Raw genomic sequence first — 25,352 nt, forward strand, 5'->3', positions numbered from 1 at the left:
ACTCAAGGGATTTCGTGCTTTGTTGCTATTTTCAGGCTTGCCATCAACTTTGAAAGCTCTAGAAAGCCAATGTAATAGCTAGCTTCGAAGCGCCTGCCACTATTATAATTTTACTTGTGTTGTGGCTGACAGGGTTGATATGCCATGCTTATATGCTGATAATCCATGGTGAGTTTAAAATGAGGAGTTAATGAGATGGCGTCAGTCTTAAACGATTACATCAAGAAAGAGCAGCTTCTAAAGCAGCTACAAGATGAACTGCAAGAGCTGGAAAGCAATAGCGAGCTTAAGAAAGAACTCGAATTCAAAGATAGGCTCCATGCATTGATGAGTGAGCATGGTAAATTTGCACGTGATGTATGTGAGATTTTAGACCCTTCGTATCGTGAAGCGACAACCAAGGGAGCTAGTCCCGGCGCCCGAAAAAAGCGTCCCCTAAAAGTCTACAAAAACCCCCACACAGGGCAGGTTGTGGAAACACGAGGCGGAAATCACAAGGTTATCCAACAGTGGAAAGCAGAGTTCGGTAATGAAGAGGTGGTTAGTTGGATTGTGGAAGAACGCCCATAAATAGAAAAGTCATGAGTGTGATTGCCTGTTGCTGGAGTTATTGAGGCAGCTCTTGAACCAGCATGGAGCACAGCAATGATAGTGGATCTTCTAGGTGCTAATAGTATTTTATTGGTCACGTTTTTAGATATTGAAGCGTCTGGGCTTGATCAGCCTGGAAGTTAACCCATCGAGGTAGGTTGGACTGACACGTTCGGTAAAAGGGACGGATTTTTCATCCGTCCCTTTTGCAGTTGGTCGCACCGGTGTCCAATTGCAGAGTTTATGCACGGTATTCAGCTAGAGGAGCTGTTAGAAAAAGGTTAATCTGAACTCGCGATCATTTCTGCTTGGCATAACTTCTTCTCTACAGATAAAAAAATAGAGTCTTAAAATCAGCCAAGATAGTCAGCCCACTCCTGCATCATTGCACGTCGTTTCTCGAAAAGGTCGCCCCGACGGTAGGCTGCTTCCACCTTGTTTTCGATGGTATGAGCTAAAGCCATCTCAGCAACATCGCGTGGGTAGCTTGTAACCTCTCCAGTCCAGTCGCGGAAGCTAGAGCGAAACCCATGGGGTACATAATTACCTTTTTCGCCACTTGGCCCGTACCCCATTCCGCGCATGAATTGCAGTAGCGCCATATTAGAAAGTGGGCGGGCGAACTTCATACCGGGAAATACAAACGAGCTCCCTTTTACTTGTGGTAGGTTCGAGAGTAGCGATAGAGCTTGCTTGGAAAGCGGCACTCGATGTTCGCGGTTGGTTTTCATTCGATTAGCAGGGATTGTCCATGTGGCGTTATTCAGGTCAATCTCGTTCCACTCGGCATTCAACACCTCGGAGGTGCGCGATGCGGTCAAAATCAAAAACTGCAGCGCTTTAGAAGACATACTGCTGTATTGTTGAATCGAGTTCATGAAGTCAGAAACGTCGTCATAGGGCATGGCAGGGTGGTGATTAACCTTCTGAATACGCGACGGTTTGGCTAGTAGCTTATCCAGGTGCCCGCGCCAGCGGGCGGGATTAACCGGATCGCGATAGCCGTGTGCAGCCGCATAATCCAAAATATTCTCGACGCGTCCCTGTACACGTTTGGCCGTCTCGTTTTTATTTGCCCAGATGGGTTTTAGGACTTCAAGCACATCCTGGGTCGAAATATTTTCTATAGGCTTTTCACCGATTTTTGGACGCACATAGGTTTTGAGCGTACTGACCCACTGACGGGCATGCTTGGCATTTCGCCAACTACGGCGGTGTGCCTTGATAAAGCGAGCGGCGCAGCTTGTGAATGTGACAGCTTCCTTCTGAGCTTCTTTCTCTTCTTTTAAGCGCGCTTCCAGTGGGTCAATCCCTTGCTTGACCATTTTGCGGTTATCCGCTGCGAGCTCGCGGGCTTCGGAGAGGCTTACGCCAGGATGCGACCCTAGACCCATATAGCGCTGCTTGCCTTGAAGCTTAAAACGGTAAATCCAGCTAACCGACCCGCCAGCGGTAATTTGCAGGTATAGGCCTTGGCCGTCACCCGTCGATCCCTTTTTACGTTCTTTCGCAAGCTTCTGAACTGTCTTGCTAGTGAGCTTACCCATGGCAATGCCTCTCTGTGGTACAGCCGACTGATTGCTGAAGAGCCTACCACAATATAACCCACACTTTTGCCCTGGGATAAGCTGGATTTGATAGGAGAGGATTGGACAGTTAATAATGTATTATTTCAATAAAAACAGTTTATTAATGTACCGCCTTGGACTTTCTGGGAGTGCATGTATACGGACTCCTCCTCCGCCAAGATTATTAAAAAAAGCCCGCTGAACTATTTTCAGCGGGCTTTTTTGTTCTCTGCACTTCAGTTTATCTTCAGACAGCTATCTTCATTAAATACGCCACCCCCTATTTTCTGCCATCCTTGCACGCAGGTAGCGCCATAGGCGTATCATGGCCTTAGCGTACAAGGAGAATGGCAACCAATGGCTCGAAATCGCACATTACTCAGTGCTGTCGTTCTTCTGCTACCCAGGTTGTTGCACTTTGCTTGGCGAGTATTGTGCAATTTTCTGAAGAACCGCGGCATCCTGTTGGCGGGAGGGGTGGGGTACAACGTCCTGCTGTCCATCGTGCCGCTGTTTGCTTTGCTGGTTGTGTTGCTAGCGCAAGTCGTGGACGAGCAGCATCTTCTCAATGTGTTGGCCTTACAGGCACGCCATTTAACGCCTGCCAATGCTGAGGTTTTGCTGGAAGCTGTAAGAGGGATACTGGATTCTCGCGATGTGATCGGCATTTTCGGTTTTCCGATCATGCTGCTCTTCAGCTCGTTTGCTTTTCGAATGCTCGAGGATGCGCTGGCGATTATTTTCCATGCGCCAGAGACGCCACATATCAAACGCAGTGCCTGGGTGTCCGTGATGCTGCCATATGCCTTCATGCTGGTGCTCGGGGCAGGATTGATGGCGTTAACGCTGGTCGTGACCCTGGCGAGTTCGCTCAATACGATGGTGCTGGCAATCTTCGAGCGGGAGCTGCCGCTGGCTCAATTTTCAGAGCCGGTGCTTAACCTGATCAGCTTTGTCGGTGTTTTCCTGTTATTCAGTGCCATCTACAAGATACTTCCGGTTGTGCGCATCGCCTTGAGGCGCGCGGTGGTTGGCGGTTTTGTTGCAGCGCTTTTATGGGAAGGCGTACGGCTGTTGCTGGTCTACTATTTCACGCACCTTTCTTTGGTCAACGCCGTTTACGGCTCTCTGGCGACACTGGTGATTGTGCTGCTCAGCCTTGAAATTGGCGCGATCATTTTATTGCTGGGTGCCCAGGTGATTGCTGAGCTGGAACGTAATACTCGCCTAAGCCTGCCATGGTATATCGACCCTGACCACCAGCCCGTCACCCGGCTGGAATGATCTGACACCCTCTCTCATGACCCCTTGGCAGGGGATAACTTGGTGATACAGAGGCGGATCAACCGCTATTTATGTCCAGCCACTTGTGGGGGAGCCGCCTGGGCGCGCAAGATGGTCGTAATGTTCATTTCGGAGTCGTCATCTTATGCGTGTTTTCGCCAATCCCGTCGGAACGGGGAATCTCTGGTTCGACAATCTCAGCACCGCAGACGGCACCCCTGTCGGTTATGATCCCCAGGCACGGGCGTTTGTACCGATGCCTCCCTTTTGTGCCAACCGGGAAAGAATCGGTTGCAACTGGATTGCGCCAGAGGAGGGGGCGTTTTGCCGCTCCTGCGCCATGACGGCGCTGGCACCTGACCCTTCCATCCCCGATGCCATCCCCAACTGGGCGCAGACTGAAGCGGCCAAGCGCTGGGTATTGGATAATCTGGGGCGCTGGCACTGGTTCCGGCCGGAAGATCCAGGGGCACGGCCTGTGTTTCATCTGCTTGCTGAAGGCCCTACCCCTGTTCCCATGGGGCATGCACAGGGTGTGGTGACCATCAGCGTTGCGGAGATGGACCCTGTGTTGCTCACCACGCGCCGAGAAGCGCTGGAAGAGCCTTACCGGACCATGATTGGCCATATGCGCCATGAAATTGCCCACATGTTGTGGTGGAGATTGAGCCTGCGCGAGGATTTTCTGGATGCCTTCCGCGCCATGTTCGGCGACGAGCGGATCGATTATCCAGCCGCGTTGCGTTACCACTATGAAAATGGCCCGCCGTCGGAGTGGAAACAGCATTACCTGACAAGTTACGCTTCTGCGCACCCCCACGAGGACTGGGCCGAAACGGCGGCACATTTGCTTCATCTCACCGATATTGCCGACAGTTTTGTCGCCACAGGCCTGTCGTCGCCGCAAATACCCAGCGCTGGTTGGGATCCGTATTCGGAGCCTGACGCCGGTCAGTTGATCCACATTGCCGCCTCCGTGACCGTGGGTGTCAACCACATCAATCGCTCTATGGGGTTATCGGACCTTTATCCGTTTGTACTCTCGGAGCACGCGCGCCATAAGCTGGCCTTTGTACATAACTGGTTACGGCGCGGCGCTCAGGGGCTTTAAACGCCTGAATGGACAAGAGGTTTAGAGCTCTCGTTGCAGCGCTTTGCCTAATGTCGAGAAATAGTCGCCAAATAGCCGATTGATTCGTTCGCGCTGCTCGCCTTCAGGGTAAAGCCCCTTTTCGGCTTCCGGCGAAGCCTTGCTGCCCTTTACCAAGAAATGGTTGGTGATCGCGGCGTCCTGTACAAAGGCTTCAAAGGCGCGGGCACAGAGTTCTTCGGGGCGGCTGTAGTACAGCTGGCCAAGTTGTTTATCCATTCGGGCCGAGTGCCTGAATAGTTCGCTTGGCTGGTCGCCTTCCGGCTGCAGTAAAATGGCATGAAAGCAGTGCATTAACCGATCATTAAGTGGGTGGGGAACAGGCTTGGCATCCGAAAGCCAGGCCGTCGAGGCAAATTGGCCGCTGGGCGTGCCGCGAAAGCACTTGGTGACAATGTAATGATCGAATGCATGAAACCACTCGTGAGCGATGCTCCCGGGGCCCGCATTTTTGGCCAGTGCAAAGCTGCGCTGGCTGGGGTCGTAGTGGGCGGAGACGCCCGGCCTTCCGCCGCTACCGTACTGTAAGGCGAGCGAGCCGCGTAGCGAAATCAATGCTTCAGGTCCCTGCAAGATCAACATTAAATCGCATAGTGCATCATGGAACAGCTCCGCTGCGCGGTCGCGCTCGGTGTTTGTCACCCAGCGGCCAATTTCGATGGAGCGAAAATCGAACTGGCGACGAATTAGCGCAAAGCTACTCGTGTGCGCTTGGCGGTGGCGTGGTCCGTTGCGATAAAATTCCCGCGCACTGATACTCAAGGCATGGCTCGCTCAGGTGGGTCAAGAGAACTCGTAGCCTCATGATATCGCGTTGGCATCTGGTTTGCTCGGGGTGCCCATGCCACAATCGATAAACGCTTGGATTGACCAGTAAGGAATGCAATGAAGTCGAGTATTAATGTGGGCCTTGTCGGCTACGGTTTTGCCAGCAAAACATTTCATGCTCCCCTGATTCAGGCGACCGAAGGTCTGGATCTGGTCGCTGTCTCCTCGAGCGATGCGGCAAAAGTGCGTGCTGACTTGCCCGATGTCGAGGTCGAAAGCAAAACGGTGGCGTTATGCGAGCGCAAGGATATCGACCTGATCGTGATTCCCACGCCCAATGACACCCACTTTCCGCTTGCCAAGGCGGCCCTGACGGCAGGCAAGCATGTCGTGGTCGATAAACCCTTTACCGTTACGCTCTCTGAAGCCAAGCAGCTAAAAGCATTAGCGACCGACAAGGAGCGGATGGTGTCGGTATTTCATAACCGTCGCTGGGATAGTGACTTCTTGACCGTCAAGGGGTTGCTCCAGGCGGGGACATTGGGGCGTGTGACCGGGTTTGAGTCGCACTTTGACCGTTTCCGGCCTGAAGTGCGCGATCGCTGGCGGGAAAAGGCGACGCTAGGCGGCGGTATCTGGTATGACCTGGGGCCTCACCTTCTGGATCAAGCCTGTGAACTGTTTGGCATGCCCAACGCCATTTTGCTGGAGCTGGGCGCGTTGCGCGAGGGGGCCAAGGCCGATGACGACTTTCTTGCCCTGCTTGATTATGAGGGAGTTCGCGTCACCCTTGCGGCGGGCACTCTGGTGGCTGAACCCACGCCACGCTTTCGGATTCACGGTACCCAGGGAAGTTTCGTCAAGTACGGCCTGGACCCTCAGGAAGATCGCTTGAAAGCCGGTGAATTGCCTGCCTCCCAGTGGGGCGAAGATACCCAGCACGGCACACTGACGCTGCGGGAAGGCGAGGGAGAAAGTGCCCCACTGGTACGCCAGGAATACCCCACCCAGCATGGCGATTACCTGGCGTATTATCAGGGCATTGCCAGTGCGCTTCTCGATGAAGCGCCATTGCCGGTGAGTATTGAAGATGCGCTGCGCAGCATGTCACTTCTGGAAGCCGGTCTTGATAGCCATCGCCAACGGCGCTGGATTTCGTTGAAAAATCATCTCTAAGCACGGTGCAAGACTGGGACGGCCGGCGGGTCGTCCTGTGTTAAAGCAGATTCGTCGTGCTATTGCGTTTATCTTCACGCAGTTTATCGCGGGCAATGTACAGCGCAGCGATTGCCCGTGCTTCATGAAAATCCTCACGCATTAACAAGGCGGGAAGCTCCTCCAGGGCATGGGTCTCAACGATTAATGGCTCGGGCTCGTCGCCGGGCAGGCGCTTGGGATAAAGGTCAGTCGCCAGCAGTACCTGCATCCGGTGGCGCATATAGTTGGGTGCCAGGGAAAGCTCGGCGAGTGGCTCAAGGTGATTCGCACCGAAACCGCATTCCTCCATTAACTCCCGGTTGGCCGCGGTGACGATATCTTCACCGGGGTCAACCAGGCCTTTGGGCAGCGTCAGTACGTAATCCTCGAAGCCCGCCGCGTATTCACGGATCAACAATACGTGTTCCGGGTCGGGCATGGCGACGATCATCACCGCGCCTCTGTCGGCGCCGGTCAAGCGCTCAAACTGACGCTCCTCGCCGTTTGAGAAGCGCAAGTCAAGCGCTTCAACCTGAAACAAGCGACTTTGTGCGACGGTATTGCGCGCTATGATTTGCGGTCTTTTCAGGTAGCCGGGCGAGGTATGATCGGCGGTTGAGTCGTATTGGGACATCGGGCCTCCATGGCTGGTAAACGGTAGTTAGGCTACAATAGCACGCTTATAACTTTCACGATGGGAGTGGCAATGATCGAGTGGAGTGAAATTGATACCGTGCTGTTGGACATGGACGGCACGCTGCTGGATTTGCACTTCGACAGCCATTTCTGGCTGGAACATCTGCCACGCCGCTACGTTGAACTTCACCAGTTGGACGAGGCAACCCAAGACACTCTGCGCGCCCGTATCATCGGCGAGCAGGGCACGCTCAACTGGTACAGCCTGGCCTATTGGAGCCGCGAACTTGGCGTCGATATCGTCGCCCTCAAGCGAGAAGTGCAGCACTTGATCGGTCTGCGCGGCGACGCCCTGGATTTTCTGACCTGGCTGAAGCAAGCCCATCCCCGCGTCATACTGGCAACCAACGCCGATCGGGCCAGCCTGGCTCTCAAGCTGCCGCTCACGGGGTTGGAAAACTACCTGGACGCCATCATCTCATCAGAAGACGTCGGTGCGGCAAAAGAAGAGCAGGCCTTCTGGTCAGCGCTGCAGGCGCTCGAACCGTTCGATCCCGCGCGAACATTATTTATCGACGACAACCCTCACGTGCTTGCCAGCGCCCGGACCTTTGGTATCCGCTATCTGATGGGTATCAAGCAGCCCGATAGCCAGCGGCCTGAAAAGGCGCTTGAGGAATTTGTCGCCCTGGACCGATTTGCCCAACTGCTGCCGCATGCTTGAGCAGCGAGGAGAGCGTTAATGAGCGATAGCGTTCGCTTGGATAAATGGCTGTGGGCCGCGCGGTTCTTTAAAACCCGCGCGCTGGCCAAGAAGGCCATCGAAGGTGGCAAGGTGCAATACGACGGCACCCGCGCCAAAACCAGCAAAAACGTTGAGTTGGGTGCACTGATCAAGGTGCCCCAGGGCTGGGACGTGTACGAGGTGGAAGTGACCGCGCTGTCAGATCAGCGGAAGGGTGCTCCCGAAGCCCGCAAACTGTACGCCGAAACCCAGGAAAGCGTTGAGCGCCGCGCCCGTGAGGCCGAGGCACGGCGGTTGAACAATGAAGTCATGCAGCATCCGATCAAGCGGCCTGACAAAAAACAACGCCGCGATATCCAGCGTTTCCAACGCGAGCAAGGGGGGTGAGCTCCCCGCTCGTCGGTTCCTTTTTTATTTCCCCCAACGGTTGTCTTATGTCTGACCAAATCCAACGTTTCCTGTTTGACCAAACCAATGTGCGCGGCGAAATCGTGACGCTATCCAGCGCCTACCATGAAGTGCTTGACCGTCATGCCTACCCACCTGCAGTCAACCAGCTGCTGGGCGAATTATTGGCCGCCGTTGCATTGCTGACGGATACCGTAAAGCTGGACGGGACCCTCAGCATAGAAGTTCGTGGCCAGGGCGAACTGTCGCTGTTGATGGCGGAATCCAACCCGGGTGGCGAGTTGCGGGCCATTGCCCGGATTGCCGATGGCGGCGCTTTACCCAGTGAGCACGCCAGCTTTCGTGACCTGGTCGGTGACGGGCAGATCGTGATTACCCTCGACCCCCGCGGCGGCAATCGCTATCAGGGGGTGGTTGCACTTGATCACGATACCTTGAGTGGCTGTCTGGAGGCCTATTTCAGCCAGTCGGAGCAACTGCCCACACGGCTATGGCTGGCCGCGGACGGGGAGCGGGCAGGGGGCTTGCTGCTGCAGCGCCTGCCGGACGCCTCCCAGAACCAGGACGTGGACGCCTGGGAGCGCAGCGTGCATCTGGCCGATACCATCAAACCCGAAGAGCTGCTGGGTCTTGAGCAGCGTGAAGTGCTGTACCGGCTCTATCATGAGGAGACAGTGCGCGTCTTCGAGCCGAAAGCGCTGCGCTTTGGCTGTACCTGCTCTCGCGAGCGTATGAGTAGCGGATTGTTGACACTGGGTGGTGCCGAGCTGCGGGATATTTTGCGCGAACAGGGTGAAATCAATACCCAGTGCCACTTTTGCCACACGAAATATCACTACACGGCCGCGGATATTGAAAGTTTATTGGACAACCCTGACGCGCCGTCACCCACGATCCATTGATTTTGTAGTCATGTCGGTAAAGACCCATGTTTAAAACGCCACTGACGGGCGCGAGCCATACCAGTCACTTGAGCACATTGGCCAAACAGTTGTTTGAAAAAATACTGCGCCGCAACACAAAATATAGTGTCAATGTTGTAGTTTAACTACAACATATTTGCTTCCAGCCCCCGTTTTCCGGGGGCTTTCTTTTTGCCATAATGCGCCGGACTTAAGCGCCCAGCCACGTGCCGGGATGAACTTTAAGGCGTCGGTGGCGCCCGGTAATCGAGAAAATCCAGGAATCGACATGACCACGACTCAAGCCGCTCATCAAGCCCACGTTAACCTCTGTAGCGCCGAATTGATCGAGCGCGCCGTGGCGCGTGGCGAAGGCCGCCTGTCGGCAAACGGTGCTCTGGTAGTGAACACGGGCATTCGCACCGGGCGTTCACCGAAAGACCGCTTTATCGTTGATGAACCCTCTACTCGCGACAGTATTGACTGGGGCAGCGTCAACCGGCCTTTTGATGCGGACAAGTTCTCGGCGCTCTGGTCGCGGGTTGAAGATTATCTGGGTGCGCGCGAGCATTTCGTTTCCGAGTTGCACGTAGGCAGCGACGACGTTCATTACCTGCCGGTGCGGGTTCAAACGGAAACCGCCTGGCAAAATCTATTCGGGCGTACCATGTTTGTGCGGCCTCAGGTGTTTAACCCGGCCGTCAAAGATGAGTGGACCATTCTCAACGCCGCCGATTTTGCCTGTGACCCCAGCCGCGACGGCACGTCCTCCGAAGGGTGTGTAATCATTAACTTCGCCGAGAAGAAGGTGCTTATCGCCGGTATGCGCTACGCCGGTGAAATGAAGAAAGCCATGTTCTCGGTGCAAAACTTCCTGCTGCCTGACGCCGATGTGCTGCCCATGCACTGCTCAGCCAACGTGGGTGAAGATGGCGAAACCTGCCTGTTCTTCGGCCTTTCCGGTACCGGCAAAACCACCCTTTCCGCCGATCCGGCGCGCTACCTGATCGGTGACGACGAGCATGCCTGGGGCGACGGCATCGTGTTCAACATGGAAGGCGGCTGCTACGCGAAGTGCATCGACCTGTCCGAAAAGAACGAGCCGGTGATCTGGAACGCCATCAAGTTCGGCACCGTGCTGGAAAACGTAGTGCTGGACGACCGTCGCGAGCCGGATTACATCGACGATAGCCTGACCCAGAACTCGCGTGCCGCCTACCCGCTGGAGCACGTTGAAAAGCGCGTGCCGGAAAACCTTGCGGGTGAACCCAACGCCATTGTGTTCTTGACCTGCGACATGTCCGGCGTGCTGCCGCCGGTATCGGTACTTTCCAAGGAAGCGGCGGCGTATCACTTCCTGTCGGGCTACACCGCCAAGGTGGGCTCGACGGAAATGGGTTCTTCTGAAGGGCTGGCGGCGACGTTTTCTACCTGTTTCGGCGCTCCCTTTTTCCCGCGTCCCGCGCGGGAATACGCCGACCTGCTGATCAAGCGTGTAGATAAGCAAGGCGCCCAGGTGTACCTGGTGAATACTGGCTGGACGGGCGGTGCCTTTGGTGAGGGCGGTGCACGCTTTTCAATTCCAACCACTCGCGCCATTATCAGCGCCATCCAGTCCGGTGTGCTGCGCGATGTACAAACCAAGCACATCGATGGGTTGAACCTGGACGTCCCCGTCGCGGTGCCGGGCGTGGATTCAAGCCTGCTTGATCCGCGCGATACCTGGGAAGACCGCACGGCTTATGACCGTCACCTGCAAGAGTTGGTTACCAAGTTTGTCGATAACTTCAAGAAATTTGAAGGCGTTAACCAGGCGATTGTGAATGCAGGTCCGCAGTTGACTTGATCTTGAGGCCTAGCCTGTAAGGTTTAGAACGCAAGCACCACTAAAGTGTCTGAAGGGGTAGCGCCACGGCGTTACCCTTTTTGGGTTCGCCGGTCTTTGATCGCTACAGGAGCAGACGCATGAAACGTCGTCACTTTTTAGGCCTTGCCGGTTTCACGGGGCTGGCCGGGGTCATCCCCGGTGTATCGTTTGGCTTTCCAAGGCTCGATCTCGAAGCGGCGCCGGATATCGAACCGCTTGAACTCAGCGAAGCGGAGTGGCGTGAACGGCTTTCCGATAAAGCCTTTGACGTACTGCGCGATCATGGCACTGAACCCGCCTTCTCAAGCCCGCTGGACGATGAGTGGCGGGAAGGCGAGTATCGCTGTGCGGGCTGTGATCTATTGCTTTTTACCAGCGCCATGAAATTCGATTCCGGCACCGGCTGGCCGAGTTTCTTCGAGCATGTTGAGGGCCATCTGCTGACTGAACTTGATTTCAAAATGGTATGGCCGCGTACCGAATACCACTGTGCCCGCTGCGGTGGCCACCAAGGTCACGTGTTCGAGGATGGCCCCGACCCGACGGGGCTACGCTGGTGCAATAACGGCGTGGCGTTACGGTTCGTGGCCGCGTAACGCTGGCAGCCTCTAAAGCCTGAAGCCTTCACCAATATGCTCGGCCAGGCTATCGATAATCGGCGATTGGGTGGATGAGGTGTGCAACAACACGATGGAGGCTTCCGGCAATTCGGGAAATCCGTCCTCTTTACCCAGTATCTGCATCTCGGCGGTTACCAGGCTGCGCATCCAGGCAGAGACTGCCAGCCCTGCTCCCACAACTGCCTGCAGTGTCGCCAGGCTCGGGCTGCTGTAAGCGACGCGATAGGCACGGCCTGCACGGTCCAGCGCATTGCAGGCATGTCGGCGACAAAAGCAGGGCGCTTCAAAGAGCGCAAGCGGTACCGGTGTCTGTAAATGGGTGCTGTGACTTTCGGCCGCGACCCAGACGGTCGGCTCTCGTCTTAGTATTGTGCCAATCTCGTCGCCTATTTCCCGGGTCATGATGATCAGGTCCAGGCTCCCCTGCGGCTGCTGGGAAAGTACGGAGGAGGGCGCACAGTGTACGTCCACATCCACCAACGGCCATGCCTGGGAAAACGTCCTGAGAATGCCCGGTAGAAAGCGCATCACATAGTCATCGGGCACGCCCAGCCTGACGCGGCCCACCATATCGGGTTGGCGAAGCAGTGTCAGCGCCTCGCCCTGCAGCGATAAAATCTTCCGTGCATAGCCGAGCAGGGTGTTGCCCTCGCTGGTCAGCAGTAGCTGGCGGTTCTGGCGCACAAACAGCGGGCGCTGAATCACGTCTTCCTCCAGCCGTTTGATTTGCATGCTCACGGCCGATTGCGTGCGGTTGACGGCCGCTGCGGCGCGGGTAAAGCCCCCTTGATCCACAATGGCAACAAAGGTGCGCAGCAGCTCGTGATCGATGGTGGGTAGTGTTGCCATTGGTATCAATCTTCTTGATGTTGTGCATAAGCACTATTCGTTGGATTGATTGTAGGCGCCGTTCAATACTTCTTTCAACACTTAAATTGCCCTGCCGAGCGTATGGGTGATCTAACCGGAGAGGAGAGATTGAAATGGAATGCTCGCTATCATGCCACCAAGCCGGACAGCGCCATCAGAACGACGAATCTCAGCAGATCGAACAGCACCAGCAGATCGAAGGCAAGCCTTGCAGGGTAACCTGGCGGGAAAGGCTATATCGCTGGCGACAGCTACGTCACGAGCGCAATACATTGCGTTACTTAAGTGACGACATGTTGAAAGATATCGGTATGAGTCGTGAGGCTGTTCTGCGCGAATCCCGTCGCCCGTTCTGGGATGATCGGGGATGGCGTCGCTGATGTCTCAATTCATGCCAGTCAGAGCGGGATTGTGATACCTTGTGGGCACTAAAAAGTGCCGCATGAGTTAGTTGTCATTTATGGATGTTAATCAGCGAATTATTGCCCGCTTGGCTGACGAGCTGAGCGTTCGCCCCGAACAAGTGACGGCCACGGTAGAGCTTATTGATGGTGGCGCTACCGTGCCGTTTATCGCCCGCTATCGTAAGGAAGTCACCGGCGCGCTGGACGACAGTCAATTACGCCAGTTGGATGAACGCTTACGCTATCTGCGGGAACTGGAAGAACGTCGCACTGCGATTCTGGCCGCCATTGAGGAACAAGGTAAGCTGGACGCGACGTTAAAAGCAGCGATTGATACTGCGCAGACCAAGCAGCGTCTGGAAGATTTATACCTGCCCTTCAAGAAAAAGCGCCGCACCAAGGCGCAAATCGCCCGTGAGGCAGGCTTGGAACCGCTGGCGGATGCGTTGCTTGGCGATCCATCGCTTGATCCTGAAAGCGAGGCGGACCGCTATCTGCGGCCTGCAGAGGGCGATATTCCGGCAATTGAAGACGCCAAGGCAGCACTCGATGGGGCCAAGCAGATTCTGATGGAGCGCTTTGCCGAAGACCCCGATCTGATCGGCCAGCTTCGCGAGCGGCTCTGGCAGGAAGGAGAATTAAGCGCCCGCGTGCTGGACGGTAAGCAGCAGGAGGGTGCCAAGTTCGCCGATTATTTCGAGCATGACGAAAAACTTGCCAAGGTGCCATCGCACCGTGCGCTTGCCATGTTCCGTGGTCGTAACGAGGGCGTGTTGAGCCTTGCCATTCGTCTGCCGGGCGAAGACGAAGCGCCTATTCACCCTGCCCAGGTGGCGATTGCCAAACACGTGGGCATCACCGACCAGGGCCGTGCCGCCGATAAATGGTTGGTGGAAGTTGTGCGCTGGACGTGGCGCGTCAAACTCTACACGGCGTTGGAAACCGAACTGTTGGGTCGCCTGCGCGAGACGGCGGAACAAACCGCGATTGACGTCTTTGCGGCCAACCTCAAGGACCTGTTGTTGGCCGCACCGGCGGGGCCGAAAGTCACCCTGGCGATTGACCCGGGCCTGAGAACCGGCTGCAAAGTGGCTGTCGTCGATGCCACCGGTCAGTTTGTCGACCAGGCAACGATTTACCCCCATGCACCGCAGAAACGCTGGGATGATGCGCTTGGCGTGCTCGCGAAGCTGGTCAAGCAGCACGGCGTTCAATTGATTGCCGTGGGTAACGGCACCGCCAGCCGTGAAACCGACAAGCTGGCAGGGGAGTTGCTCAAGGCGCTTGCGCCTGACCATCGGCTCAGCAAGGTCATGGTCAGCGAGGCTGGGGCCTCGGTTTACTCCGCGTCGGAATACGCTTCCAGAGAGCTCCCGGACCTGGACGTGACAGTGCGCGGCGCGGTGTCGATCGCCCGCCGTTTGCAGGACCCGCTGGCCGAGCTGGTCAAGATCGAGCCCAAGTCGATTGGGGTTGGGCAGTACCAGCACGATGTCTCGCAAATTCAGTTGTCCCGTAGCCTTGAGGCGGTCATTGAAGACTGTGTCAACGCGGTGGGCGTGGATTTGAATACCGCATCGAGTGCGCTGCTGTCTCGGGTGGCTGGGTTGAGCGCCGCCATCGCCGAGAATGTGGTTGCCCAGCGCAATGCTCAGGGTGCCTTCAAAAGCCGCCAGTCGCTTCTCGAGGTCAGCCGTCTTGGCCCCAAGACGTTTGAGCAATGCGCTGGCTTCTTGCGCATCAGTAACGCCGACAACCCGCTGGATGCCAGTGCGGTTCACCCAGAAGCCTATCCCGTGGTGGAACGCATGGCGAAGCAAAGCGGCCGGGATGTCAGAGGGTTGATTGGCGATAGCGCCACGCTCAAATCATTAAACCCTGCCGATTTTGCCGACGAACGCTTTGGCGTGCCCACGGTAAGCGACATCCTGGCTGAGCTGGATAAACCTGGCCGCGACCCAAGGCCTGAATTCAAGGCTGCCGAGTTCCGTGAAGGCGTCGAAACCCTCAATGACCTGACGCAGGGAATGGTGCTGGAAGGCACGGTCACTAACGTGACCCATTTCGGTGCCTTTGTGGATATCGGCGTTCATCAGGACGGACTGGTCCATATCTCGGCGCTCTCTCACCGCTTTATCGACGATCCCCGCAGTGTGGTCAAGGCGGGCGATATTGTCACGGTCAAGGTCATGAGCGTGGATATTCCGCGCAAGCGGGTAGGCCTTTCCATGCGTTTGGAAGATGAGCCGGAACGCGAACCAAGTGGGGCTCGCCCCTCCGCGGACAGTGAGCCGCGCAAGCCATCGCGCAGCCAGCGGCAGGCAAAAAAGGCTAACGAAACGCCCGCAGCGGTGGGCGCGTTGGGCGCTGCATTGCTTAAAGCCAAACAGGACAAATAGTCGCGCGTCTTGAAAGTTGAACGGCTGCCGCCATATCCTGCTGTTTATTCTCGATGGGTAGACGCTGGCAATGCCACCTGATTCCACCAAGGCCCGCGCGTGCGCGGGCTTACTGACAAGGAGTGTTCACCTTGCCTGAACCACTCACTGTGCCATCTTCACTAACGGCCACGATTGACCGCTTGCTACCCAGCGCCCGGTTGGGTCGCCTCGGTCGTCTTCGCCGCGGACTCGAAAAAGAAGGGCTGCGGGTCGATGCGCAGGGGCATATTGCGCAAACGTCGCACCCTTATGCATTGGGCTCGAAACTGACCCATCCGCATATCACCACCGACTATTCGGAGTCGTTGATCGAGTACATCACGCCGGTGTATTCAGAGCCAGGCGAAGCATTGGCGTTCCTTTCTGACCTGCATACCTTCACCTATCAGCATCTGTCGGATGAGTGGATATGGCCAGGCAGTATGCCATCGCGTCTGTCGGGTAATGACAGTGTACCGATCGCCGATTACGGCCACTCAAATGTCGGTACCATGAAACACGTATATCGCAAAGGTCTTGACGTTCGCTATGGGCGGATCATGCAGGCTATCGCCGGGGTGCATTACAACATGTCGCTGCCCGACGATATGTGGCAGGCGCTGCGTGAGCAGGAACAGGCGACCAATGTGCCCTTCAACGATTATCGCTCAACCCGCTATTTCAGCATGATCCGGCATTTCCGACGCCATAGCTGGCTGCTGTTGTATCTATTCGGCGCTTCGCCTGCCGTGGACAAGAGCTTCCTGCCCGACGGCAAGGTGCCAGACAAGCTTAAACCACTGAGCGACGATACCTACTATGCCCCTTACGCGACCACGCTGCGCATGTCGGACCTGGGTTACCAGAACAAGGTGCAGTCGCAGTTGAAAATCTGCTTCAACTCGCTTTCCAATTACGTCAATACCCTGCGGCACGCGATTTCCTCGCCCTGGCCGGACTATCAAGAAATGGGGGTAAAGGTGGGCGACGAGTGGCAACAGCTCAATGCCAATATTCTGCAGATCGAAAACGAGTACTACAGCGATATTCGCCCCAAGCGGGTCGCCAAGCATAATGAAACGCCCAGCCAGGCGCTTGAAGCTCGTGGTGTCGAGTACATCGAAGTACGCTGTCTGGATCTAAATCCCTTTGATCCACTGGGCATTGACGAAACACAAATGCGCTTTGTCGATACCTTCTTGATCTGGTGTCTGCTGAGCGAGAGCCCATGGATTTCGGACGAAGAGTGCGACAGGCTCGATGACAATCGCCGTTTTGTGGTGGAAAGAGGGCGCGACCCGGCATTGACGCTGGTGCGTGATGGTGAATCGACCACAGTGGCCGCATGGGGTGAGCAGATATTCGCCGAGATGGCAGAGGTGGCACGACTGCTGGATGCGGTTGAGGAGGGCACACCGCATGCGAAGTCATTAGAGGCGTTGGCGCCGCGCCTCAAGGATCCTTCGTTGACGCCGTCGGCGCAGTTGCTTGCGCAATTGCAAGCCGGTAATGGGTCACTCAGTGATACCTTATTAAGTCTTGCCCAAGCCCAGGCTGCTGAGTTAAAAGCCAAGCCCATGCTGCGCTCACGCGAGGCGCTCTTGGCCCAGCTGATTGATACCTCCCATCAGCAACAGCACGATATTGAAGTCGATGACAAAGTGAGCTTCGATGACTTTTTACGTGACTATTTTGCCCATGCACGGGAATCTCGCGCGCTATCTTCACTGACAGCGGAGAAGAAATGATGAAGACGCCGTCCATACGTTCAGCGGCGCTGTTGGGCGTCGTTTTTTGTATTGTCATGATGGCGGTGGCGTTGGGGCTTGAGCATATCGGTGGCTTTGAGCCCTGCCCGCTATGCGTTTTTCAGCGCGTTGCGGTGATCGCAACCGGTTTGGTGTTGCTGATAGCCGCGATACACAATCCGGCGAGCCGTGGTGGCAAGGTGGTCTACGGCGTTTTCGGCTTGCTGACCGCTGGGACAGGGGCTTTCATTGCCGGTCGCCATGTCTGGCTTCAGTCTCTGCCCGCTGATGAAGTGCCTACCTGCGGTCCAGGCCTGGATTACATGATCGATGTTCTGCCTATGCAGGAGGTGGTCGCCATGGTCCTGACAGGCTCTGGCGAGTGCGCCGATATCGACTTTAGCTTATTGGGGCTATCGCTGCCGGCGTGGACACTGATCGGTTTTGCGGTGCTGTTGCTCATACCGTTGCGTATGATTGTACTGGCACGCCAGCGTGCCATGCTCTTCAGTCAGTAGGCTTAATCATGGTACGAGGGAAACCATCCTGATGAGGATTGACAGCGCAGAGTGGAAAAGCGAGTCTAGCCTTGTTAACGGCGGCGACAAGCAAGGAGAGCCCCATGCTCGAAGATTGTAAAAATGCCCAGGAGCGCTGGGGTGGCGTGCACAGTCTGATTGATCGATGGCTGCAGCAGCGCCGCGATTTACTGATCAGCTTTATCGAGCTGAAAGAGGCCTGTGACACAGAACTCGAAAGTGTCAGCAAGGCACGCATTGATCATTTCAGTGAATTGCTGATGGATTACATCAGCGCGGGACATTTCGAGATTTACCCGCAGTTGGCTGAAGAAGCGCGCGCTTTCAACGATGAGAGTGCGCTTGATATCGCAGACAAACTGCTTGAGCGGTTGGATATGTCGACGGAAATGGTGTTGTCGTTTGACACCGACTTTTCTTGCACCTCCAGTTGCGAGCAGAACATCGCCCGTCTGCCAGCATGGATTGACCGCCTGGCGCGCGGGTTGACCGAACGCTTTGCCCTGGAAGACCAGCTGATTGCCCGTCTGCACGCCGCCCACAGCCCTGAAACCTCCAATGCCCCCGCCTGATGATCATTGATCGTGCCGCCGTCGTTTAACGCTTTTAGATGGCCTTATCGCCCGACAAGTCGGGCTCATTCAGGGTTGTCTGTATGATTGGGTTTTGTAAGAGCGCAATTCATTGCGCTCAGCAGCGATCTTGCCGCTGAAAATGATCGCTCGTAGATACCTGGTCGAGCGCTTGGCATTAGCGCCATCTCCCCCCAATCACTAACATGCAGGGCGTCAGCAGCAAGGTGAGAGCGGTGGCAAAGGTGAGCCCACCGGCTATGGCGCTGGACATCTGAGTCCACCATTGGGCGGAAGGGGCGTTAAAGCCGAGCGCCGGTGTGAATAAGTCCACATTGATCCCGAGGACCATCGGCATGAGTCCGAGTACTGTGGTGATCGCCGTTAACAGCACCGGGCGAAGGCGCAAGCAGCCTGCTTCCAGGGCAGCTTCGACGGGCGTCATGCCTTGGTCGCGTAGTTCGTTGTAGGTGTCGATCAAAACGATATTGTTATTGACCACGATGCCCGCCAGGGCAATCACCCCCATTCCCACCATGACAATGCCGAAAGCCTGGCCGGTAATCAGCAAGCCCATCAACACACCCGCGGTGGAGAACATAATGGCCGAAAGCACCAGGCCCGCCTGATAAAAGCTATTGAACTGGGTCACCAGAATCAGCGCCATCAAACCGATAGCAATCAGGAAAGCGCTGGCCAGGAACTGCATTGATTCCTGCTGATCCTCCTGCTCACCGGCCACATTCACCATCAAACCGTCGGGTAGACTATCGTTGCCGGCTTCTAACAGGGCGTTCAGACGCTCGTCAGCCAGATAGCCAGGGGCAAGGTCGGCATCGATAGTGATTGCCCGGCGGCCATCAATGCGGTTCAGCGTGCCGACTTTAGGGGCCGGTTCCAGGGTCACGAAATGCGAGATCGGTACCTGCCCCCGCTGAGTATTGATGGTCAAGCGCTCAAGCTGATTCAGCGAGCGCCAGTTTTGCGGTAGCCGTACGCGGATATCCACTTCATCGTTCACCTCGGGCGGACGATAGCTTGCTACCTGAAGGCCGGTGGTGAGCAACTGCACCGCGCTCCCAATGGTTGTCACGTCCGTGCCCATACGCGCCGCAGCTTCCCGATCCACGTTCACCCGCCACTCCACACCGGGCAGGCTGCGGTTATCCTGAATATCGGTAAAGCCGCCCAGCTCGCGCATTAACTGGGTCAGTTGGTCAACGCCGGCATCGGCAACATCAGGATTCGTGGCGCTCACTTCGAGCACAATGGGTTTGCCGCCGCCTGGGCCCATTTCCTGTTCCTGAAACTCCAGCGTAATGCCGGGGATATCCCCGGCGCGCTTGGCCATATCGTCCAGAATGGCCTGGGCAGGGCGGCGCTCATGCCAGTCGATAAACTGGAACTGCAGCATGCCGATGACGTCATTGCCCATCTGCTCGTTGGGCACTGCGAAGGAGCGCGCATAAAGCGCACGTACTTCGCTCATGCCGGATAGCTTGGCTTCTACCCGCTGCACGATGGCGTCGGTCTCCTGCGCAGAGAAATCCCCCCGGGCACGCACCAGCACCTGGGCGCTGTCCGGCTCCACATTGGGAAAGAAGTCGACGCCGTGGTTGAAGCGCGCATAGCCGGTATACAGCAGCGCCATTAACAACAGGGCGATCAACAGCACCCAAGCGGGATGCTTGAGCAGCCTGGCCAGCAGGTGACGATAGCCGCGACCAAAGGACGTCGTCGCCTCTTCAGGGGGCGCACTATTCGACGCTGCCGCGGTACGTGTAAACAAACGGCCTAGCGCCGGCAAGAATACCAGCGCCATGGCCAGCGACGCTAAAAGGCACAAGATCACCGTGGCGGGCAGGTACTTCATGAACTGGCCGACCACGCCGGGCCAGAACAGCAGGGGAATAAACACCGCGAGCGTGGTGGCTGTGGAGGCAATGACCGGCCAGCTCATCCGCGAAGCGGCGTTAAGCCATGCCTGGTGAGGGGCTTGGCCATCGCGCAGGTGGCGGTCGGCAAGCTCGCTGACAACGATCGCCCCATCCACCAGCATGCCGGCTACCAGAATCAGCGCGAACAGCACCACGATATTGAGCGTAAAGCCGCATGCCCAAACCAGCAGGATGCCGGTCAAAAAAGCGCCGGGTATGGTAAGCCCGACCAGCAAGGCCATACGCCACCCCATTGCTGCTACCACCACAATCAGTACCAGCACCACGGCGGTGAGCACGTTGTTCAAGAGCTCTGAGAGCATATTCTCAACGGTGGTCGACTCATCCAGAATGGTGGTGAAGCGCAACTGGTCGGGGAGCAGGTCATCGGCTTGGGCTAACCTTTCACGCACAGCGCCAATGGTAGCGATAATATTGGCCCCGGCACGTTTGGAAATTTCCAGTACGACCGCAGGTTGGCCGTCAATTCGGGCAAAGCCTTCGGGGTCTTTGTAGGTCGGGTTGATCCAGGCCACATCGCCAAAGGTGACCACTCGGTCCTCATCGACCTTGACCGGCATATTCATGACATCGTCAAGGGACTCGATGATACCGGGGACTTTTAACGCCAGGCGCCCCGCGCCGGTATCCAGGCTGCCCGCTGCCACCAGGCGATTATTGCGCGATACCTGATTGAACAGCGTATCAAAATCAACCCCGTAGCTCTCCAGCACCAGTGGATCGACGACGATTTCCAGCAGGTCTTCCCGCTCACCGGCAATATCGACTTCCAGCACATCGGCAATGCCTTCGATCTCTTCCTGTAGGCGCCGGGCTACGGTCATGCGTTCGCGGGTGTCCAGCTGCCCAGAAAGACCAATGGTCAATACCGGGAACTCCGATACATTGACCTCCATGACCCGAGGCTCATCGGCCTCGTCAGGTAGTTCGCTACGGGCAATATCCACTCGGTCGCGGACATCTGTCAGCGCAGTGTCAGGGTCAAAGCCAGGGTCGAATTCCAGCGTGATCGAGCCATGCCCCTCGCTGGATTGGGCTGTAAATTTACGCAGCCCCTCAATACCGCGCAGTTCCTGCTCCATGGGGCGAATCAGCAGCCGCTCGCCGTCCTCGGGGCTAACGCCCTCCAGCGACAGCGAGACGTAGATCATCGGAATGGTGACGTCGGGGTTGGCTTCCTTGGGGATCACCTGCCAGGCCGTCATACCTGCCAGTAGCAAACTGACTAACAGCAGTAGTGTTGTACGGCTGTGGGCTAGCGCGGCATCAATCAACTGGCGCATGAACGCTATCCTGGCCAGTTAACGGTTGTGAAATCGTGGCTTCTTCCATTATTACCGGGGTGACCGTTTCGCCAACGTCCGCCATACCTGCGCCCAATGTCACCAAGCGTAGCGGGTCGGGCAGGCCGGTCACGTAGGCGCGCTGGGTATCGGCACTGACCAGTTCCACGGCGGTCTGCTGCACCTGGTTGTTGTCATCCAGGTGCTTGACCGCCAGTTGCCCTTCGCTATTCAGGCTGAGCAGCGCAGGGGATAGGGTATGCACCTGGCGAGGCGGCAGGGTGATAGTCAGCTCGGCGCTGCCGCCTGCAAGGCGTTTACCGGCTGGGTTATCAAGCGTGGCTTCGACATAGAAAGTGCGTGTGGCTTCTTCTGCACGGTGGCTGATAAAGGTCAGCTCGCCCTCCAGGTGGTCGCCGTTCAGCAGTCGAGCGGTGACCGGCAGGCCCACGCTCAAATCGCCCACCTGTTGCTGTGACACCCAGGCAACGCCTTTCAAGCGGCGATCATCAACCAGTTGGCCCCACTCTTCGCCGGGCTGGAGTAAATCACCTAGCTCTACCTGTACACGGTTAAGCACGCCGTCAAAAGGCGCGGTGGGACGGCTGTCATCCAACTGCTTCTGCAACTGGGCCACCGAGGCGGCGCTGGCGCTAAGCGCGCTCTCAAGGCGTAATAGTTCGGGCTGGGAGATCAGTTCCCGCTCACGCAGGTTACGGGCACCAGCATATTCCGCCTCGGCGACGGCCAGCTCGTCCCGGGCCTGTTGCAGTTGCTCGGGCAATGCGTCGTTATCCAGTACTAACAGTGTATCGCCCGACTCAACGCGGCTACCCTGGGTCACCGGCTTCTCGGCCACAAAGCCCGCTATATTGGCACGTAGTGTGGTTTCGCGCTCAGCTGTCAATTGGCCTTGGGTAACCTGCTGCGGGATAAAGACGATGCTTTGTTGCTCAACTACCTCGACCCTCGGGCCTTCAGTCTGGCGATCAGGGGCATCCGGGGGGGTGCTTTGAAAGCCCTGGAAGTTACCCAAGGCGAGCCATATCACCAGCGCCAGCACGAGCAGGCTGGCGAGTGCGTAGGAGAACGGGATTCTTCGCATGGGGCGTCCATGTCCTTGGCAACACGAGAAAAGCAACTGTTGAACGTTGACACCATAGCGCAACTGAACCTGTTCGGCGAGTCGCAAACGGCTGTGTCGATAGCAAGCATGCCAAATGGGTACTAGTCGCATGTCTGATTGAGTTTTTGCCTAACTGGGCATACCATCTTTGCGTCTTGAGTTCTGTCGACCCACCCTCAGGCGAGAACCATCCCTAGGCGAACCCATCAAGGAGCAATGATGAAAGATCCAGTACGTATTGCGATTACCGGCGGTGCCGGTCAGATTAGCTACTCTCTTATTTTCCGCATCGCCGCCGGCGACATGCTGGGGCCGGATCAGCCTGTCATTCTCCAGCTGCTGGAAATTCCCCCGGCAATGGATGCACTGACGGGCGTGGTGATGGAAGTCAACGACTGCGCCTTCCCGCTCGTTCAGGATGTCGTCGCCACCGACGACCCGAATGTCGCGTTCAAAGACGCTGACTTCGCCCTGTTGGTGGGTGCACGTCCGCGTGGCCCTGGCATGGAACGTAAGGACCTGCTGGAAGCCAACGCAGCGATCTTCTCTGTTCAAGGCAAGGCGCTTAACGACCACGCCAGCCGTGACGTGAAAGTACTGGTTGTCGGTAATCCGGCCAACACAAACGCGCTGATTGCTTCCTGCAACGCGCCGGACCTGGATGCGGGTCAGTTTACGGCCATGACGCGTCTGGATCATAACCGCGCCCTGACGCAACTGGCACAGAAAACCGGCAAGCACGTCACTGACGTTGAAGACTTGATCATCTGGGGCAACCACAGCGCGACTCAGTACCCGGATCTGGCTCAGTGCAAAGTCGACGGCAAGGCAGCGTTCGATCTGGTTGAGCGCGACTGGTACGAAAACGACTTTATCCCCACCGTGCAGCAACGCGGTGCGGCGATCATCAAGGCACGTGGCGCCTCTTCTGCTGCCTCTGCTGCTTCTTCTGCCATCGACCATATGCACGATTGGGCGCTGGGTTCCAAGGGCATCGTCAGCATGGCGATTCCGTCTGACGGCAGCTACGGCATCGACGAAGGCATCATCTACTCCTACCCGGTACGTTGCCAGGGTGGCAAGTATGAAATCGTTCAAGGCTTCGAGATTGACGAGTTCAGCCAAGAGAAGATGAAGGCTACCGAGACAGAACTGCGCGAAGAACGTGCGGCCGTCGAGCACCTGCTCGGCTGAGCGGAGAAAAGCAAGAAATTAGAAGTAAGCAATAAGATGTAAGAGAGCCCCGCAGGCTGTGACCTGTGGGGCTTTTTTGGTTGATATCTTGAGCTATCCTGGCTCTCTTTCAGGCACAAAGCGGCGCTTTTCAAGCTTCCAGCTGGTTATCAGTCCCGTAAACTCATGATCCGCCATTGGCGCTCTTCGGCGATCTGGCGAAGGGTATCGTCAGGGTCGACGGCCACCGGGTTTTCGACTTTCTCCAGTAGCGGCAGGTCATTGTGGGAATCGCTGTAGAACCATGCGTCGTCCATGGTCATTTGCTGTTCTTCCAGCCATTGTTCCAGGCGGATGACCTTGCCTTCACGGTAGCTGGGTACACCCTTCACACGGCCGGTGTAGTGGCCGTCGATGCATTCGGGTTCAACAGCAATCAGGTGCTCAATGCCCAGGCGCTCGGCAATCGGCCCGGTAATGAAGCGATTGGTAGCGGTAATAATCAGTAGCGTATCGCCCATGGTGCGGTGGCGGGCCAGCAATTCCTCAGCTTTCGGCAGGATATGTGGCTCGACCTTGCTGGCCATGAATTGCTGATGCCAAGCGGCAAGCTGCTCTGGCGTGTTGTCGGCAAGCGGCTTTAGCGCGACAGCCAGAAAGTCGGCCATGTCGAGCGTGCCCGCTTGGTAATCGGCCATAAACCGGTCATTGGCTTCCCGGTAGGCAACGGGATCTACCGCCCCCTGCTCAAGCAGGAACTCCCCCCAGGCATGATCGCTATCGATTGATAGCAAGGTATTATCCAAGTCGAAAATGGCCAGACTCACGGCGCTCCCCTTATGCTTGATGATGGTCGTTTGCAGCCAGACGTGAAGCGCCGGATTATCGCAGAGTCACCGATGCTTTGACACCGACGCGCCGCGCTGCGTTGGTAACTTGGCGCTATATTGTATTGATACGCTTGTTGTCCTTGTGGAAAAATGGTCACAACTGAAAATTTATAAGGTGATGTCCGTGATCGACGCTGACGGCTTTCGCCCCAATGTTGGCATTATTATCGCCAACCGCCAGGGGCAGCTGCTATGGGCGCGTCGTGTAGGACAGAATGCGTGGCAGTTCCCCCAGGGAGGCATCAAATCAAGCGAGACGCCGCAAGAAGCTCTTTTCCGTGAGCTTCACGAAGAAATTGGCCTGACGGCCAATGACGTTGATATTGTCGCCTGCACCCGGGGCTGGCTGCGCTACCGTCTGCCACGACGCATGATTCGCACACATTCGCGGCCAGTTTGTATTGGCCAGAAGCAGAAGTGGTTTTTACTCCAGATCCGCTGCGAGGACAGTCGTATCTGCATGACGGCGACACCCAAGCCCGAATTTGATGGGTGGCGATGGGTTAGCTACTGGTACCCTCTTGGTCAGGTTGTGCCGTTCAAGCGTGAAGTGTATCGCCGTGCGCTCCGCGAGCTGTCGCCCCGCGTTCAACGATTGGCATTAATTGATGAGTAAACTGCCGCCCTGCGATA

The 25,352-nt window shown here is 56.5% G+C and carries 23 protein-coding genes; 16 read left to right on the forward strand and 7 right to left on the reverse strand.

What is annotated here, in order from left to right; translation table 11 throughout:
* The first annotated feature begins 195 nt into the window (after positions 1-195).
* A complete protein-coding gene (locus tag R3F64_RS18110; protein WP_332612938.1) occupies positions 196-570 on the forward strand; it encodes a histone-like nucleoid-structuring protein, MvaT/MvaU family in 375 nt (124 codons plus the stop codon).
* 374 nt (positions 571-944) lie between these two features.
* Here R3F64_RS18110 and R3F64_RS18115 read toward each other — a convergent pair whose 3' ends face one another.
* Positions 945-2,138 carry a tyrosine-type recombinase/integrase gene (locus R3F64_RS18115; RefSeq protein WP_332612940.1) on the reverse strand — a complete coding sequence of 398 codons (1,194 nt, stop codon included), beginning with the start codon at positions 2,136-2,138 and terminating at the stop codon, positions 945-947.
* Between the two features lie 378 nt (positions 2,139-2,516).
* On the opposite strand from R3F64_RS18115, the gene R3F64_RS18120 reads away from it, so the two are divergent.
* Both R3F64_RS18120 and R3F64_RS18125 read left to right on the forward strand, forming a co-directional pair.
* The gene (locus tag R3F64_RS18120; RefSeq protein WP_085917800.1) at positions 2,517-3,443 is read left to right on the forward strand and encodes a YihY/virulence factor BrkB family protein; all 927 of its coding nucleotides are present in this window, start codon (positions 2,517-2,519) and stop codon (positions 3,441-3,443) included.
* A gap of 145 nt (positions 3,444-3,588) precedes the next feature.
* Positions 3,589-4,554 carry a zinc-binding metallopeptidase family protein gene (locus tag R3F64_RS18125; RefSeq protein ID WP_085917801.1) on the forward strand — a complete coding sequence of 322 codons (966 nt, stop codon included), beginning with the start codon at positions 3,589-3,591 and terminating at the stop codon, positions 4,552-4,554.
* 21 nt (positions 4,555-4,575) lie between these two features.
* Here the strand turns inward: R3F64_RS18125 and R3F64_RS18130 are convergent, their stop codons facing one another.
* Positions 4,576-5,355, reverse strand: a complete 780-nt coding sequence (locus tag R3F64_RS18130) for a CLCA_X family protein (RefSeq protein ID WP_332612943.1) — start codon at positions 5,353-5,355, stop codon at positions 4,576-4,578.
* A gap of 123 nt (positions 5,356-5,478) precedes the next feature.
* Between R3F64_RS18130 and R3F64_RS18135 the strand changes: the two genes are divergently transcribed.
* Positions 5,479-6,537, forward strand: a complete 1,059-nt coding sequence (locus R3F64_RS18135; protein WP_332612946.1) for an oxidoreductase — start codon at positions 5,479-5,481, stop codon at positions 6,535-6,537.
* Positions 6,538-6,577: 40 nt separating this feature from the next.
* Here R3F64_RS18135 and nudE read toward each other — a convergent pair whose 3' ends face one another.
* Positions 6,578-7,192 (reverse strand): ADP compounds hydrolase NudE, encoded by a 615-nt coding sequence (gene nudE / locus R3F64_RS18140; protein ID WP_332612948.1) that lies wholly within the window; start codon positions 7,190-7,192, stop codon positions 6,578-6,580.
* 72 nt (positions 7,193-7,264) lie between these two features.
* Here nudE and yrfG point away from each other — a divergent pair, with 72 nt between their 5' ends.
* The 5 genes from yrfG (at position 7,265) to msrB (ending at position 11,712) form a co-directional block, all read left to right on the forward strand.
* The gene (gene yrfG / locus R3F64_RS18145) at positions 7,265-7,918 is read left to right on the forward strand and encodes a GMP/IMP nucleotidase (RefSeq protein WP_332612950.1); all 654 of its coding nucleotides are present in this window, start codon (positions 7,265-7,267) and stop codon (positions 7,916-7,918) included.
* Between the two features lie 18 nt (positions 7,919-7,936).
* Entirely contained in the window at positions 7,937-8,326 is a 390-nt protein-coding gene (gene hslR / locus R3F64_RS18150) for a ribosome-associated heat shock protein Hsp15 (protein ID WP_066317902.1), read from the forward strand.
* Between the two features lie 47 nt (positions 8,327-8,373).
* On the forward strand, positions 8,374-9,249 hold the full coding sequence (hslO, locus tag R3F64_RS18155) for an Hsp33 family molecular chaperone HslO (protein ID WP_332612952.1): 876 nt from the start codon (positions 8,374-8,376) through the stop codon (positions 9,247-9,249).
* Positions 9,250-9,538: 289 nt separating this feature from the next.
* Positions 9,539-11,095, forward strand: a complete 1,557-nt coding sequence (locus tag R3F64_RS18160) for a phosphoenolpyruvate carboxykinase (protein ID WP_066317899.1) — start codon at positions 9,539-9,541, stop codon at positions 11,093-11,095.
* 119 nt (positions 11,096-11,214) lie between these two features.
* Positions 11,215-11,712, forward strand: coding sequence for a peptide-methionine (R)-S-oxide reductase MsrB (gene msrB, locus R3F64_RS18165; protein WP_253021511.1), 498 nt, complete (start codon positions 11,215-11,217; stop codon positions 11,710-11,712).
* Between the two features lie 12 nt (positions 11,713-11,724).
* Here the strand turns inward: msrB and R3F64_RS18170 are convergent, their stop codons facing one another.
* Positions 11,725-12,585 (reverse strand): LysR substrate-binding domain-containing protein, encoded by an 861-nt coding sequence (locus tag R3F64_RS18170; protein ID WP_332612955.1) that lies wholly within the window; start codon positions 12,583-12,585, stop codon positions 11,725-11,727.
* Positions 12,586-12,719: 134 nt separating this feature from the next.
* On the opposite strand from R3F64_RS18170, the gene R3F64_RS18175 reads away from it, so the two are divergent.
* The 5 genes from R3F64_RS18175 (at position 12,720) to rsd (ending at position 18,289) form a co-directional block, all read left to right on the forward strand.
* Positions 12,720-12,986 (forward strand): DUF1127 domain-containing protein, encoded by a 267-nt coding sequence (locus tag R3F64_RS18175; protein ID WP_199283560.1) that lies wholly within the window; start codon positions 12,720-12,722, stop codon positions 12,984-12,986.
* An 80-nt stretch (positions 12,987-13,066) separates the two neighbouring features.
* Positions 13,067-15,409 carry a Tex family protein gene (locus tag R3F64_RS18180; protein WP_264823360.1) on the forward strand — a complete coding sequence of 781 codons (2,343 nt, stop codon included), beginning with the start codon at positions 13,067-13,069 and terminating at the stop codon, positions 15,407-15,409.
* A gap of 131 nt (positions 15,410-15,540) precedes the next feature.
* The gene (gene gshA, locus R3F64_RS18185) at positions 15,541-17,178 is read left to right on the forward strand and encodes a glutamate--cysteine ligase (protein ID WP_264823359.1); all 1,638 of its coding nucleotides are present in this window, start codon (positions 15,541-15,543) and stop codon (positions 17,176-17,178) included.
* Positions 17,178-17,696 (forward strand): disulfide bond formation protein B, encoded by a 519-nt coding sequence (locus tag R3F64_RS18190; RefSeq protein WP_085920253.1) that lies wholly within the window; start codon positions 17,178-17,180, stop codon positions 17,694-17,696. The genes gshA and R3F64_RS18190 overlap by 1 nt, the downstream gene beginning before the upstream one ends.
* A 104-nt stretch (positions 17,697-17,800) precedes the next feature.
* Positions 17,801-18,289, forward strand: coding sequence for a sigma D regulator (gene rsd, locus R3F64_RS18195; protein WP_085920230.1), 489 nt, complete (start codon positions 17,801-17,803; stop codon positions 18,287-18,289).
* Positions 18,290-18,467: 178 nt separating this feature from the next.
* Here the strand turns inward: rsd and R3F64_RS18200 are convergent, their stop codons facing one another.
* Both R3F64_RS18200 and R3F64_RS18205 read right to left on the reverse strand, forming a co-directional pair.
* Positions 18,468-21,530 (reverse strand): efflux RND transporter permease subunit, encoded by a 3,063-nt coding sequence (locus tag R3F64_RS18200; protein WP_199283557.1) that lies wholly within the window; start codon positions 21,528-21,530, stop codon positions 18,468-18,470.
* On the reverse strand, positions 21,514-22,635 hold the full coding sequence (locus tag R3F64_RS18205) for an efflux RND transporter periplasmic adaptor subunit (protein ID WP_309780995.1): 1,122 nt from the start codon (positions 22,633-22,635) through the stop codon (positions 21,514-21,516). Before R3F64_RS18205 ends, R3F64_RS18200 begins: the two co-directional genes overlap by 17 nt.
* 240 nt (positions 22,636-22,875) lie before the next feature.
* On the opposite strand from R3F64_RS18205, the gene R3F64_RS18210 reads away from it, so the two are divergent.
* Positions 22,876-23,850: a malate dehydrogenase gene (locus R3F64_RS18210; protein WP_085920233.1), complete on the forward strand. Its 975-nt coding sequence runs from the start codon at positions 22,876-22,878 to the stop codon at positions 23,848-23,850.
* A gap of 149 nt (positions 23,851-23,999) precedes the next feature.
* Here R3F64_RS18210 and R3F64_RS18215 read toward each other — a convergent pair whose 3' ends face one another.
* Positions 24,000-24,656: an HAD family hydrolase gene (locus tag R3F64_RS18215; protein WP_199283553.1), complete on the reverse strand. Its 657-nt coding sequence runs from the start codon at positions 24,654-24,656 to the stop codon at positions 24,000-24,002.
* Between the two features lie 187 nt (positions 24,657-24,843).
* Between R3F64_RS18215 and R3F64_RS18220 the strand changes: the two genes are divergently transcribed.
* The gene (locus R3F64_RS18220) at positions 24,844-25,335 is read left to right on the forward strand and encodes an RNA pyrophosphohydrolase (protein ID WP_085920235.1); all 492 of its coding nucleotides are present in this window, start codon (positions 24,844-24,846) and stop codon (positions 25,333-25,335) included.
* Positions 25,336-25,352 lie beyond the last annotated feature (17 nt).

Origin of the sequence: Halomonas sp. 5021, assembly GCF_036663435.1 — a bacterium.
Classification (GTDB): domain Bacteria; phylum Pseudomonadota; class Gammaproteobacteria; order Pseudomonadales; family Halomonadaceae; genus Vreelandella; species Vreelandella janggokensis.